We start from the raw sequence: 14,199 nt of genomic DNA on the forward strand, positions 1-14,199 counted from the left end.
TTATAAGCTTAACCCATACAAAGGATTGATTTAATTTACCGAAACGGCTTTTGTAGTCAAACAAAGCAGTCGGTTGTAATGGTTGATAACATGCTATGAGTGACAATACTGTAAACACTAATTTGTACCAGGCTTCGTCTGACACTCAGACGACGTCAGCAAATCTCATGAATCCCTCAACTCAAGTTGCCGGCACGCCTTTTCATGACAATAGGCCATCATTGCATATCGCTTTGGTGACTGAAACGTGGTTGCCGGATATCAATGGGGTAGCCTCAAGCGTTTATCAAATCATGCGCGAACTCAAATCGATGGGGCATCGCATCACGTTGATTCGCCCCAAGCAAAGCGATGAAGTCGAACAACATACCCTAACGACAGGGCTTAATACTGCGGCTGTTACCACTGATTTGCAAGTGCCAAGTTTGCCCATTCCTTATTACCCGCATCTGCGCATGGGGCTACCTTGTTACCGATTTTTAACGAAGCAGCTGCGCAAGCTTCGTCCTGATATTGTACATATCGTGACGGAAGGTCCTTTGGGGCTTGCGGCGTTGATTGCTGGCAAACAGCAAAGCATTAAAGTCTCTTCAGGTTATCACACCGCGTTTCATGATTTTAGCCGATATTTTGGCTGGAAAGTTGTCTCATTGCCTTTGCTTGCGTATATGAAGCGTTTTCACAACCATTGCAGTGCCACCTGTATTCCAAGCCAGACCACCCAACATCAGCTCGCTGAATTTGGTTTCAAGCATTTGTACCAAGTCGGTCGTGGCGTTGATACAGCGCGCTATGCACCGAGCAAACGTAGCCAAGCATTACGGCAAAGTTGGGGCGTGGGCGAGGGCACCACAGTGTTAATGTGTGTGAGCCGTGTTTCCCCTGAAAAAGGTATGGATACCGTCATTAAAAGCTTCAAAGCGCTACAATTACAGCAGCTGCATCGTCATGTCAAATTAGTGATTGTCGGTGATGGACCATATAAAGAAGCGCTCGTTAAACGGCATGCCAATGATACAAGCATTATTTTTGCAGGCTTTAAAACAGGCGAGGCGCTGGCAAGTTATTATGCCAGTGCCGATGCTTTTGTCTTTGCTAGTCAAGTGGAAACTTTCGGTAATGTCGTCACCGAAGCGATGGCATCGGGTTTGCCAATTTTTGCCTATCATGATGCGGCTGCGGCGCTGTTGGTGGATGATAGTTGTGGTAAAACTGTACCGCTTGGGCAAGAACAACGCTTTGTAGAGATGATTAGTGAATTGCCCAAACAACAACAGCTTGATCAGATGCGACTAGCTGCAAGGCACAAGGTGGCTGCTTTTTCTTGGCAAAAACCTGCCCAAGAAATGTTGACCATGTTTTATGAAGTGCTATCAATTCAGACGAACACCCTAACAGCCAGCACAGTGACGCCAACCATTTTGTCTTCTCAATCAATGGCTCAACATCCGCTCGCGGATTTAACAATCGCCCTCACACCTGAGTCAGTTCACCCGACTGTCGGGGCAAAAAAACAGCCACGATATAGTCATTCACTCCAAAGTAGCCACTCAACCCAAAATAGTCACCCAACCCCAAGACCCGCTGAATCTGCCGCGTTTTTCTCCAAAACGTGAGGTTCAAATAGGCAAAAAAAGGATGGCGCCATGAATCACCCCATCAATCAATCCATGAATCAACCCATAAAACAATCCAAACTGTCACTTGCCAATTCAGAACTCACCTGTACCTCTGTTAGCTCTGTCGAAAACTTACCCAATTTAATGCGCAATTATTATCAATTTTTGCACAGTAAACCTAAATTATATCATTTGCAAAAGCGCGTGCTGCAATGGGATACTCGCTTATGTTTACGGGTAAATTTGCTGTCGCAATTGAAGTTTTTTGCGCAGTTTTTCAAAACCATCAGCCGCTTAGGCGATGGTTGGTTTTGGGCGCTATCGACGGTAGTGATGTTAGTAGCGTTATTCTCACAAGGACTGGTCGCTAGTATCGTCGCTGTGAAAGTGTGTGTGGTGTTACTCAGCAGTTTTTGCGGTTATTTGCTGTATAAGTATTTAAAAGTACACACAGTACGTCCACGCCCTTACCAAGTACACCAGACCATTACTTTAGGCGAACGGCCTTTGGATGTATTTAGTTTTCCATCAGGGCATACACTGCAAGCGGTATTGTTTACCATCATGATAGGTCATCAAGTGCCGATGATGTTATGGGTATTGCTACCATTTACGATGCTGGTGGCATTATCGCGCTTGGTGCTTGGGTTACATTATCCCACCGATGTGTTGGTGGGTGCAGGCATTGGCGCAACATTTGCGACCATCGGCAGTAAAGTGAGTGATTACTTGGTTGCGTAAATGATGTCGCCAAATAATGATATCGCAAACTATTAAGGCAAATGAAAGCCAAACTGTGCACACATCGTTAACCAATCTGTATCCACAGGTGCCGTGATATCAACACGCCGATTGTCGGTCAGTCTATGAAAAGCCAAGGTATGCGCATGTAACATCAATCGATGCACGCCGATATGTTGACGGATGGCGCGATTTTGGTGATGATCGCCATAACTGGTATCGCCAATAATCGGATGAAACACATGCTTCATGTGGCGACGTAGTTGGTGTTTTCGTCCGGTAATGGGCGTCAATCTAGCCAGACTAAAGCGTGACGTGGGATAGCGTGCGCGCGCTTGAAACGGCTGTTCAGTTGTTGCCAAGCATTGCCAGTGCGTTTGCGCAGGTTGCAGTAAGGTTAATTCAGCAGGGCTGCTAAGGGCTGCATCAAACATGTCTGTCGAACTAAGCTTTCTTTGTTGCAGCGCCCGCAAACTTGGTTTATCGCCAATTTTATCCAACATTTGTGTGAGTGGGTAATCAATCAGCCCAGATGTCTGCGCATTCACTGTCAAATATCCGCGCACGATGGCTAAGTAAGATTTTTGCACTTGCCTGTTTTCAAATTGCTCACACAGTTGCCGCGCTGATTCGCTCGATAAAGCAAACAGTAACACCCCTGACGTCGGTCGGTCTAAGCGATGAATCGGATAAACATATTGACCCAGTTGATCGCGTAGGGTCTGCATCACAAACTCGGTTTCATGACGGTCAAGCCAGCTTCGATGAACGAGCATACCCGCAGGCTTATTGACAGCCACACAGTATTCATCTTGATATAAAATTTCTAACATAGGGTTTTCTCAAAAGCCACAGACATAAAAAAGGTCAGAATCGTATCTGACCTTTTCACCACATTAACCATTATTCATGTTCATTGTGCATCGGTGGATGACGCTTAAAACCACCCGTTTTAAATGCCAAGTAGATGATACCGATTACTGCCCAGCTTAAACCCATTTTGATGGCGATAGGCTCACTTTCTTTCCACATCAGCGCAACACTGATAAAGCCCAACAGCGGCACAATCAAATACATCAACAAATCATAGGCACTGTGGTAGCGTTTTTCACGGATGATGTAGGTCGCAATCACGGATAAATTAACAAAACTAAACGCCGTCAATGCCCCAAAACTAATCAAATGCGCGATGACATCAAACTCAATAAAACCCGCGGTTAAGGCAATCACACCCGCGATATAGATATTGTAGGTTGGGGTCAAGTATTTTGGATGAATATGACCAAAAATACGTTTATTAATGACCCCATCACGCCCCATCACATACATCAAACGAGAGACACCCGCATGTGCAGAAATACCTGACGCCATCACCGTGACAATTGCAAAGCCCAATACGGCGGCTTGAAACGCAGAACCACCCACCAACATTAAAATATCTGGCTGGGTAGCAGCCACATCTGGGAAATATTTGTCAGGAGTTTGTGGGAAATAAATCTGCATAAAGTAAGTGCTAATGATAAACACAATACCTGCAATCAATGCGGTCAAGAAAATTGCTTTTGGTAGGGTTTTTTGCACATCTTTGGTTTCTTCTGCCAATGAGCTTAGTGAGTCAAAGCCTGTGAAAGAGAAACATAAAATGGTTGCACCACTGATGAGTGCCGTCATGTTGGCAATATCACTCCAAAACGGCTTTAAGCTCCATAATTGGTAAGCTGCGGCATTGATAGTGCCGTCCGCATTGGTGCCCGCCATCAATTTGCTATACACCAACCACGTAAATACACCGATAATCAATAGCTGAATAAACACAATCCAACTATTAAAATAAGCCACGACTTTGGAGCCATGCACGTTAATCCAGGTCATAAATCCCGTCAGAATAAATACCCAAATCCATTTGTTGACATCAGGGAACAGCGCTTCAAGATAAATCACCGCTAGGATAATATTCACCAAAGGTGACAATAAATAATCCAACCAAGAAGACCAACCCACCATAAACCCGACATTGGGATGAATCGATTTTTGCGCATAGGTATATGCCGAACCTGCTGAAGGATAACGACGAATCATGCTACCGTAACTTAGCGAGGTAAGCAAAATAGCAATCAATGCAATAATATAAGATGTTGGAACGTGCTGATGACTGGCTTCAGAAACCAAGCCAAAGGTATCAAATACGGTCATGGGCTGAATATACGCCAAACCAATAATGATAATGTGCCAAAGGGCTAAATGACGTTGCAATTTAGCGGGCGAATTAGTCGCAGTGGGGGTATTGTTCAAAGCTACCTTTCTCCTATACCCAGTGGTGTTAAAAACAGTCAGCTGTCAAAAGACAAATGGGCGCTGTTTTTAGCCAGTTGAGAGTAGATTAATGCAGAGCATTTAATCCATGAAAAAAAAGAGCCTATTATAAACAAAATCTAAGAATAAACTATTAACAATTAAAAAATCCTGTTAAAAAAATCATGCATCGTTTGTTTTATGCATGATTTTATAAAATTTAACCTATAGTCAGAATAGCAGTACAATGGTTATTGGTCGCGATTGGCTTTTTCACGTTTTTTGAGTAACACCAACACTGCACCATTGCCACCTTGCGCCGCAGGGGCTGAGCAAAAAGCAAGCACTTCAGGAATCTGACGCAACCAACCATTCACGCAGGTTTTTAAGATACTATCAATGCCTTTACCATGAATGATTTTCACGCAATTTTCATTGTTTTTTTGAGCCTGCAAAATCAACTGACTCATGGCTTCACGGGCCTCTTCAATGGTGGCACCGTGTAAATCTACGGCATCATACCAGCGAATCTTGCCTTGTTTGAGCTCATTAAACACTTTGTTTTGTAGCGTTGCGGTTTTATAACTTAAATAAGCATCGCCAGAGACGGGGTTGAGCAGCGCTTGCATATCAGACAATACATGTCCGCTATCATCGTCACCACCGACTGCCGCCGCGCGTTTGGCTAGCGTCGTCGCATCAAGCTTATTGCCAGCGTTGTTTTTATCCGCCAAGTTTTTATCTTTGATTGGCTGCACGCCTGACATGGCTTGCATAAATAGCAATTTATCATCATCAAGATGTTCGCTATTATATTTTTTAACTTGTTTGGCGACTTGTTGCTTGCTCAATAAGCCCACGGTTTCAGTCGGTTTGCCGTTTTCATCGGTTTCTTTAGTTTGGCTGCGACCTTTACCCAGTTCGGTTTTAAGCTGCTTTAACTGGTCTTGCATTTCTTTTGAAAATAAATTTGCCATACAATAACTCTATAAATCGGTATAAAAAATAGGGCGTTTATCGATGAAACGCCCTAACATCAATTATTTAACTTGGCTATTTTACGCATTTTGTTGTGATTGTGCCAATAACTTTGCTAATGCCGCGCCTGCATCACCCGTTTTCATAAAATGCTCACCAATCAAAAACGCATGGATGTCATTGCCCAGCATCAGTTTTACATCCTCTGCCGAATGAATCCCGCTTTCTGTCACCAGTAAGCTATCTTGTGGAAACAGTGTTTTTAGGCGTAGGGTAGTGTCCAAACTCACATCAAAGTTATGTAGATTGCGATTGTTAACCCCATACACGTTTTGGCGATGGGCGGGCAAGCGTAACGCCCGTTCCACTTCTATCTCGTCATGGCACTCAATGAGTACACTCATGCCAAGCTTTAACGCCAATTCATGCAGCTCAGCGGCTTGCGCATTTGATAAACACGCCATAATCAGCAAAATACAATCTGCCCCCAGCGCACGTGATTGCAAAATATGATACGGCTCAATCATAAAATCTTTGCGTAGCACAGGTAAGCTTACCGCTTGGCGCACTTGTAATAAATACTCATCCGAGCCTTGGAAATAATCCGTGTCCGTCAATACCGATAAACAAGCGGCACCCGCTTGTTCATAGCCGACTGCGGTGGCGACAGCATCGAAATTAGGGGCGATGATGCCTTTGGATGGCGAGGCTTTTTTGACTTCCGCAATCACACGAATGCCCGCTTTGCGCAAACTGCCGGCAAAATCACGGATGTTTTGGTGGTTCGTTGCGGCAATTTGCTCAAGGTCATGCCAAGATTGCTGTTTTTTGGCTCTGACCAGTTCTTGACGTTTGGTGTCGACAATTTTTTGTAATACCGAGGGGACTGCTTGATGAGGCATGGTTTTTCCAAAAATTTAATGAGAGGTGAATTGCTGAGTAAAGCTTGCTAATGCTGCCATTTTTTGCAAGGCTTTGCCACTGCTGATGATATCTTGTGCCATGGCTACGCCTTGTTTTATGGTATCTGCTTTACCTGCTACATAGATGGTCGCACCGGCGTTCAAGGCAATCATATCCGCGGCTTTTTTGGCGTTGGGGGTTTTATTGGGATTGTTAGCCAGTGCTTCGCGGATGAGCGCTAGGCTCTGTGCTGGACTGTCAATGATTAAGCCTTTAAGGGTTTGCGATTCGATACCAACATCTTCAGGTTCGATATCATACACGCTGACTTTGCCATCTTTAAGTTCAGCCACATGGGTATAAGTCGCCAGTGAGATTTCATCAAGGTTATCCACTGAGCCGACGACTAGCACATGCTCCGCGCCAAGGTTTTTGAACACATTGGCAAGCGGTTCGCACAGCGAAGGATTAAATACCCCAATCATGGCATTTTTGACGCCCGCAGGGTTGGTCAAAGGTCCCAAAATATTAAACACCGTGCGCGTTTTTAGGGTACGGCGAATGGGCATCGCGTGTTTCATTGCCACATGGTGATTGGGCGCAAACAAAAAACCGATACCATGGGTTTTAATCGACTGGGTAATCTGCTCGGTATTTAACGCCAAATTAATACCCGCTTGCTGCAGCAAATCGGAACTGCCAGATTTGCCGGAAACGCCGCCATTACCATGCTTGGCGACATGGCAGCCAGCTACTGCTGCGACCATCGTAGCGGCGGTAGAGACATTAAACAAATTTGCGCCATCGCCCCCTGTACCTACAATATCGACGACGTTGGGCACATCCGACAAATCCACTTTAATAGCAAGTTCCCGCATCACTTGGGCAGCGGCGGTAATTTCTTCGATGCTTTCACCTTTCATACGCAGCGCGGTGAGCAGGGCGCCCATCATGGCATCGGGGCATTGACCTTGCATGATGGCTAGCATGACGCCGCGCATTTCTGCATAAGTTAGATCAATGGTATTGATGGCGCGATCAAGTGCCGTGGTAAGCAGTAGTTGGGTTTGCTCTTGTGTTAATGGTTGGTTGTTTTCAATAGACGTGGTAATGTCACCAAGATAAGGCGTTACAGTATGGGTCATGTCAGTCTCGTATGAGTTTTATGGCTTACACTTGATATATCATTGTACTAGTATACTATAACAAAGCCAGGTTTTAAAGCCAGGTTTTAAAGCCAAGTTTTAAAGCCAAACTTTAAGCCGCAAAACTCAATTATCCCAGTCTAATAGTTAGCGTTTTGATAGTTTTCATGGTTTTCATAGTTAGCTAAAAAATTTTTCAAAATCGTATACCCATGCTCACTCAAAATAGATTCTGGATGAAACTGCACCCCTTCAATCGGCAATGTTTGATGCCGAATGCCCATCACAGTAGTGGATGGCAGAGAATTATTTGGGTGAATATCATCACACCATGCGGTAACCTCTAGACAATCAGGCAAACTGTCTGTCGCAATCGCTAAAGAATGATAGCGAGTGGCGTTAAAAGGTGAGGGAAGCCCGGCAAATATCCCTTGATGGTGATGAAAAACTTGCGACACCCGCCCATGCATAATCGTTGGGCATCGAATGATATTGGCGCCAAATGCTTGCCCAATCGCTTGATGACCCAAGCAAACGCCTAATATAGGAATAATGCCGGCACAGTCTTTGATAAAACTCAACGTATTGCCTGCATCGCTTGGCGTGCAAGGTCCAGGGCCAATGACCAAATAATCGGGATTTAAACGAATGATATCTTCACTGCTGCAAGCATCATTGCGCCAGACTTCAACGGGTTGCCCCAATTGCTCAAAATACTGCACCAAATTGTAGGTAAAACTGTCGTAGTTATCAATAAAAAGTAGCAATCCAGAAACCCTATCATGTAATTATTGGACGATGGTTAGCCGATGAAAAAACTTCACCATTATTTTAATCAAGTATTTTATCACAACCATTCTACAAGTAACTGAAACCGAATAAGTGAAACAGAGTAGCAGAAATCAATGTTAATGATTTTCACTAAAATAGTTAAATACATATTTTATGCACCATAAAAGTGAATATCGATAAAATTTTAATTAAAATGGTGCAAGTGTTAAGGCCCTATAGTGATTTGAAGGTTATCTAGGCAGATAGTCATATCAGCCAATTTTATCATTAAATCCACTCTCAAATAACTCATTGAATTTGATATAAAAATTTAATATTTAGCATGATAGTGCAAAAGTTGGCACATAACTTGAAAGTTTAAATTCAACAAGCACCACTTTGTTTATCTCTTGTCACAGCACCGAAAAGAGTATAAAGTGGCGTAACGTTTTTTTAATCATTTTTTGCGTAAGTAAAAGGAAACGAGCAATGTCGAATAAATTTTTAGATTTAATCAAATCTAGCGAAGCAAAGTGGGTAGATTTTCGCTTTACCGACACTAAAGGTAAAGAGCAACATGTAAGCTATCCAGCTGACAGCATGGACGAAGACATTTTTGAAGAAGGTAAAATGTTTGATGGTTCATCAATTGCTGGTTGGAAAGGCATTGAAGCGTCAGATATGATTTTGATGCCAGATGCTGATACCGCATTCGTCGATCCTTTCTTTCGTGAAACGACCGTTGTTGTGACCTGTGACGTTATCGAGCCATCAACCATGCAAGGTTATGACCGTGACCCACGTTCAATCGCGCGACGTGCTGAAGAATACCTAAAATCAACGGGTATCGGCGATACCGCATTCTTTGGTCCAGAGCCAGAATTTTTCGTATTTGATGATGTAAAATGGTCAATCGATATGTCAGGCGCCCGTCACACCATCTCAGCTGATGAAGCCGCTTGGTCAACCGATAAAGAAATGGAAGGCGGTAACTATGCGCACCGTCCACGCGTCAAAGGCGGTTACTTCCCAGTACCACCCGTTGATAGCTCACAAGATATGCGCGCTGATATGTGTGCCGCGGTAGAAGCGATTATGGGTGAAGGCCGTGTTGAAGTGCATCACCATGAAGTTGCCTCTTGCCAGCTAGAAATCGGTGTATCATTTAATACCCTAGTTCGTAAAGCGGACGAAGTACAACAGTTCAAATATGCAGTACACAACGTTGCACACGAATATGGTAAGACTGCGACCTTTATGCCAAAACCGATGGTTGGTGATAATGGTTCAGGTATGCACGTTCACTTGTCAATCCAAAAAGATGGCAAAAACACCTTTGCCGGTGATGAATACGCAGGGTTATCAGAAACTGCTTTATACGCAATCGGTGGTATCATCAAACATGCTCGTGCATTAAATGCCATCACTAACCCATCAACCAACAGCTATAAACGCCTAGTACCGCATTACGAAGCGCCTATTAAACTGGCTTATTCAGCGCGTAACCGCTCAGCGTCAATTCGTATTCCATACGTGGCAAGCCCGAAAGGCAAACGTATCGAAGCACGTTTCCCAGACCCAGCAGCCAACCCTTACCTTTGCTTTGCCGCATTGTTGATGGCAGCGCTTGATGGTATCCAAAACAAAATCCATCCAGGCGAAGCCGCAGACAAAAACTTATACGACCTTCCACCAGAAGAAGAAGCATTGATCCCAACGGTGGCGGAAAACTTGGAAGTTGCGCTTAAAGCGTTAGAAGACGACCATGAGTTCTTAACCAAAGGTGGCGTATTTACCAAAGAAATGCTTGACGCTTACATTGCCTTGAAAAAAGAAGAAGTAGAGCGTTACAACGTATCAGTTCATCCAATCGAATTTGATATGTACTACAGCTGCTAATAAGTTCGCTTTTCAAAAAACCCAACTTCACATTAAGTTGGGTTTTTTTATGTGAAATTTTTAGTTTAATAGGCAAAATTATTTAGGGATTGATTATCAAGCTTGCTAAAATATGCACAATAATGGGTTTTGAGGGGAAGGCTTATATGATTTTGACAAAATATAGTACGGATAATAAATATAGTACCGATAATAATAGCGGTTTACGGTATAGCTTTATACTCACGGCTGTAGTGTTATTGCTGTCACAGTTAAGTCATGCTGAAGTGTATAAGACGACCACCTCAGACGGTCAAGTGGTATATACCGATAATATCAATACCGCTTATCAATATAATAAAAACAGCAAAAATATCAGCGTATTAGATAAATTACCCACCCAATCACAAGTATCATCGACGACCAATCAATCAACAACGACATCTAATAACTTGAACAATGAAGTTAATAACGCAGCGAGTACGGCTACTGACAATCGCTTGCCTGATAGATTAGGTGATAGCTTAACTGGTCGCTTATCCACCCAATCCATCTCAGCAAGCCAGCAGGGCGATTATGTATTAAACATTGTATCGCCTGAAGCCGGGCAAACGCTGCGACGGGGTAGTCAACCCATTGAGATTAACGTTGCGTTGACACCGAGTTTAAAAACAGGCGATAGAATCGTCTATCAACTCAATAACCAAACCTTAGCGACCATAAAAGACACTAGCTATACTATTGCAACTACCACGCTCGATCCTAACCCTTATGCCATTACCGTAAATGTTGAAAACGTCTTAGGGGAAGTCATCGCGCAAGACACTCGCGCTATCACTCTCATCAGTAATAATGTACTGTATCAAAAAAAACGTAAAGCGATTGCGCAAATACAAAAGAAGAAAGCCAATCAACCTTGGTATAAAAAAAATACTTTAATACTTTAAGCTATCGTTAAATTTATTTATACAATTATTTATACAACAAGGCACTACCATCACCGATGCAGCTTTATCCAATCGAAGACCATAGCTGGGTGGCTATTGATATTCATCATAATTTGGGTGAACAGGTTACCTTACCAACAAATAAAATAAGGTCAATCAATAAATCAGGGTCAACCCATAAATTAGGGTCGATGTCTTGTCGTCAATTGCTAAAAAAGCTACAGCAAGCGCTTAATTTGACAGGCGAGTTAATGGATGCAAACTTTCCTTATCATTTTATAACGGCTGATGGTTACATTTGGTATGTCAGTTTTAGCCATAGCCGCCAACATGCCGCAGTATTGATTTCGCCCTATGCCAATATCGGCATTGATGTCGAAGACAGCGCAATTAGTCATCAGGTTGCTTCACGCTTTTTTTCACCTCATGAATATCAATGGTTGAATCAAAAGCCTGCAGTCAATCAAGCAGTTTTACGAAACCTACTATGGCGACTTAAAGAATGTGCCATCAAAACCCATCAGAATGTCGATAAGCAATTAATCAAAGAATTAAAACATGATGTGCTAGATGAATTGGGCGAAGAGGTTATCAATCAACTTATTGGCATCGATGAGATAAATGCTAAAGATAAGCCCATACAATGTGTGCAAACCGACGCTAAAATAGTTGGCAATTTTAGTAGCCAACCCTGTAGTTTTATTATTGTAAACCGTTAAATAAGGCTAAAAAATCGCTATTTAAAAAAATAACCAATTCTTACGAAATTACTTTTTTTTGTAAAAAACCCATGCTATGATTGCTATAAGAACAATTTACTATGTAAGCGACATTGTAGAGAAATGTTTTAACAAACTATTACAAAAGCTTAACTAGTACATTAATTAGCAGGCGTAGGTAGCGGGTAGCTAAACTTAACTAGGCTTAACTAGCCTTGGCTAAAAAACTACTTTATAAACCTACCATTAATAGTGTTAAAGGAAGTTATAATATGTCAGTTCGTGAACAAGGCATTGTAAAATGGTTTAATGATTCAAAAGGTTTTGGATTTATTCAGCGTAACAGCGGCGAAGATATTTTTGTTCATTTCCGCGCGATTCAAGGTGACGGCTACCGTTCACTTCAAGATGGTCAAAAAGTTGAATTCATCGTGGTTGAAGGTCAAAAAGGTCTTCAAGCTGAAGAAGTTACCAAAGTCGAATAAGTTAAGCCAAAAAGGGGTTAAAGTGTTATTTTTGACCTTTTTGCAAACCAAGTTGATGTCATTAACTTGGTTTTTGTTGTTTCTCATAGCCAATGATTGATTGGTCAAAATAGGTTAACTCTCTGTGTTTCAAACTTTCTCACAATTACCCCTTCATCCAGCGCTTAAACAAGCGATTGATCAATTAGGCTATCAAACGCTAACCCCTATCCAAGCGCAAATATTGCCCAATACACTCGCTGGGCAAGATGCCATTGGGCAGGCACAAACAGGTACAGGTAAGACAGCAACGTTTTTACTCACCATCATCAATGAATTGCTGAATAATCCTCTAAACCCTGAGATTGATGGCGATCGTTTTTTGGGTGAAACCCGTGCACTGGTGTTGGCGCCAACTCGAGAACTGGCTCAACAAATTTATCAAGATTGCCTTGAGCTCACCAAGTTTACCAAACTGCATACTGTTTGTTTACTCGGTGGCACAGACTATGACACGCAGTCAAAGCAGCTGCATCAAAAGTTTGTCGATATCATCATCGCCACCCCAGGTCGTTTGATTGATTTTTGCTTTCAGCACCATGTGTATCTTGATCGTCTTGAAATTTTGGTATTAGATGAAGCGGATAGAATGCTAGATATGGGGTTTATACCTGATATCAAACGGTTGATTCGTATGATGCCCGCCAATACGCATCGGCAAACCCTGCTTTTCTCCGCTACCTTTAACCAAGATGTGATGAATTTAGCTTATCGCTGGTTATATCAACCGATTTTTGTAGAGATTGCGCCCGAGCAAAAAACCAGTCAAAACATCGAGCAGCTATTTTTCACCTTGATGGAATCGGATAAGCTGGCGGCGTTACAGCAAATTATTGAAAAAATTTCTCCCAATAAAATCATTGTCTTTGCCAATCGTAAAGACCAAGTCAAACGCCTGTATGACAAACTTAATCGTCAGTATAAAGTAGTGATATTGTCAGGGGATGTCATACAGGCCAAACGCGAGAAGTATTTGGCACAATTTCGTCAAGGCGATGCCAATATTTTAGTGGCTACGGATGTCGCAGGGCGAGGTATTCATGTGGATGATGTGGCTTGTGTGGTCAATTATACGCTGCCAGACAGTCCTGATGATTACGTTCATCGTATCGGTCGCACCGGTAGGGCAGGCAATAAAGGCATGAGTATTAGCTTTATCAGTGAAAACGACGGGTTTAACTTGCCGGCTATCGAGCAATATTTGGATGAAAGTATCAAAATGCAGCAATGGTCGAATGATACCCGTTTTTTAGAGGATTAAATTTTTTAAGTGATAAAACATGAAGGGCGCTATCAATCAATAGCGCCCTTTTTTACGGTAAAATACATTAATAAAAATAACGCTATAATCTAACGATATCGACTTTAGCAAGGCCGTTTGAAAGATTAGCAATTCTGCTAAAAGCACCTTTTGACAAATCTAGCGTACGGCCATATTTGCCGAACCCGCCTGTGTCAGTCACGCGTACCACTACACTTTTGCCGTTGGCTTTGTTGGTAACTTTGAGCCGGCTACCTAATTTGTGCACGTTGCTAGCTGCAGTCAGTGCATGTTGATTGAATTTCTCGCCAGACGCCGTGGTACGACCATGATGCTTGCCACCATACCATGAAACAACAGCAGCGTTGGCTTGCTGGGTGACTAAAGTAGTAACAAACAAACTGGCAATGATATATTTCAT

At 42.7% G+C, this 14,199-nt stretch carries 14 protein-coding genes; 7 read left to right on the forward strand and 7 right to left on the reverse strand.

From position 1 onward, the window contains the following. Positions 1-167 precede the first annotated feature (167 nt). Positions 168-1,616 (forward strand): glycosyltransferase family 4 protein, encoded by a 1,449-nt coding sequence (locus RTP55_RS00155; RefSeq protein WP_312383285.1) that lies wholly within the window; start codon positions 168-170, stop codon positions 1,614-1,616. Between the two features lie 147 nt (positions 1,617-1,763). Further along, the gene (locus RTP55_RS00160; protein WP_312383633.1) at positions 1,764-2,360 is read left to right on the forward strand and encodes a phosphatase PAP2 family protein; all 597 of its coding nucleotides are present in this window, start codon (positions 1,764-1,766) and stop codon (positions 2,358-2,360) included. A 32-nt stretch (positions 2,361-2,392) separates the two neighbouring features. Here the strand turns inward: RTP55_RS00160 and truC are convergent, their stop codons facing one another. From truC to RTP55_RS00190, 6 genes are all read right to left on the reverse strand, one after another. Beyond that, the gene (truC, locus tag RTP55_RS00165) at positions 2,393-3,193 is read right to left on the reverse strand and encodes a tRNA pseudouridine(65) synthase TruC (RefSeq protein ID WP_312383287.1); all 801 of its coding nucleotides are present in this window, start codon (positions 3,191-3,193) and stop codon (positions 2,393-2,395) included. Positions 3,194-3,263: 70 nt separating this feature from the next. Further along, positions 3,264-4,652 (reverse strand): APC family permease, encoded by a 1,389-nt coding sequence (locus RTP55_RS00170; protein WP_312383288.1) that lies wholly within the window; start codon positions 4,650-4,652, stop codon positions 3,264-3,266. A gap of 251 nt (positions 4,653-4,903) precedes the next feature. Continuing rightward, complete coding sequence (locus RTP55_RS00175) at positions 4,904-5,629, reverse strand: Smr/MutS family protein (protein ID WP_239741986.1); 726 nt, start codon at positions 5,627-5,629, stop codon at positions 4,904-4,906. A gap of 81 nt (positions 5,630-5,710) precedes the next feature. After that, positions 5,711-6,532, reverse strand: a complete 822-nt coding sequence (gene trpC, locus RTP55_RS00180) for an indole-3-glycerol phosphate synthase TrpC (protein WP_312383291.1) — start codon at positions 6,530-6,532, stop codon at positions 5,711-5,713. A gap of 15 nt (positions 6,533-6,547) precedes the next feature. Further along, positions 6,548-7,678, reverse strand: a complete 1,131-nt coding sequence (gene trpD, locus RTP55_RS00185) for an anthranilate phosphoribosyltransferase (protein WP_312383293.1) — start codon at positions 7,676-7,678, stop codon at positions 6,548-6,550. Between the two features lie 140 nt (positions 7,679-7,818). Then, the gene (locus RTP55_RS00190) at positions 7,819-8,445 is read right to left on the reverse strand and encodes an anthranilate synthase component II (protein WP_312383294.1); all 627 of its coding nucleotides are present in this window, start codon (positions 8,443-8,445) and stop codon (positions 7,819-7,821) included. 493 nt (positions 8,446-8,938) lie between these two features. Here RTP55_RS00190 and glnA point away from each other — a divergent pair, with 493 nt between their 5' ends. The 5 genes from glnA (at position 8,939) to RTP55_RS00215 (ending at position 13,778) form a co-directional block, all read left to right on the forward strand. Continuing rightward, positions 8,939-10,348, forward strand: a complete 1,410-nt coding sequence (gene glnA, locus RTP55_RS00195) for a type I glutamate--ammonia ligase (RefSeq protein WP_065252507.1) — start codon at positions 8,939-8,941, stop codon at positions 10,346-10,348. Between the two features lie 146 nt (positions 10,349-10,494). Further along, positions 10,495-11,274: a DUF4124 domain-containing protein gene (locus RTP55_RS00200; protein ID WP_312383297.1), complete on the forward strand. Its 780-nt coding sequence runs from the start codon at positions 10,495-10,497 to the stop codon at positions 11,272-11,274. 56 nt (positions 11,275-11,330) lie between these two features. Then, the gene (locus RTP55_RS00205) at positions 11,331-11,993 is read left to right on the forward strand and encodes a 4'-phosphopantetheinyl transferase family protein (protein WP_312383299.1); all 663 of its coding nucleotides are present in this window, start codon (positions 11,331-11,333) and stop codon (positions 11,991-11,993) included. Positions 11,994-12,265: 272 nt separating this feature from the next. Then, positions 12,266-12,478 (forward strand): cold shock domain-containing protein, encoded by a 213-nt coding sequence (locus RTP55_RS00210; RefSeq protein ID WP_007116878.1) that lies wholly within the window; start codon positions 12,266-12,268, stop codon positions 12,476-12,478. Between the two features lie 124 nt (positions 12,479-12,602). Next, positions 12,603-13,778 carry a DEAD/DEAH box helicase gene (locus tag RTP55_RS00215; protein WP_312383303.1) on the forward strand — a complete coding sequence of 392 codons (1,176 nt, stop codon included), beginning with the start codon at positions 12,603-12,605 and terminating at the stop codon, positions 13,776-13,778. Between the two features lie 82 nt (positions 13,779-13,860). Here the strand turns inward: RTP55_RS00215 and RTP55_RS00220 are convergent, their stop codons facing one another. After that, positions 13,861-14,199 carry a septal ring lytic transglycosylase RlpA family protein gene (locus RTP55_RS00220; RefSeq protein WP_065263503.1) on the reverse strand — a complete coding sequence of 113 codons (339 nt, stop codon included), beginning with the start codon at positions 14,197-14,199 and terminating at the stop codon, positions 13,861-13,863.

It is taken from the genome of Moraxella sp. CTOTU47579 (genome assembly GCF_032004885.1).
GTDB classification, from domain to species: Bacteria; Pseudomonadota; Gammaproteobacteria; order Pseudomonadales; family Moraxellaceae; genus Faucicola; species Faucicola tetraodonis.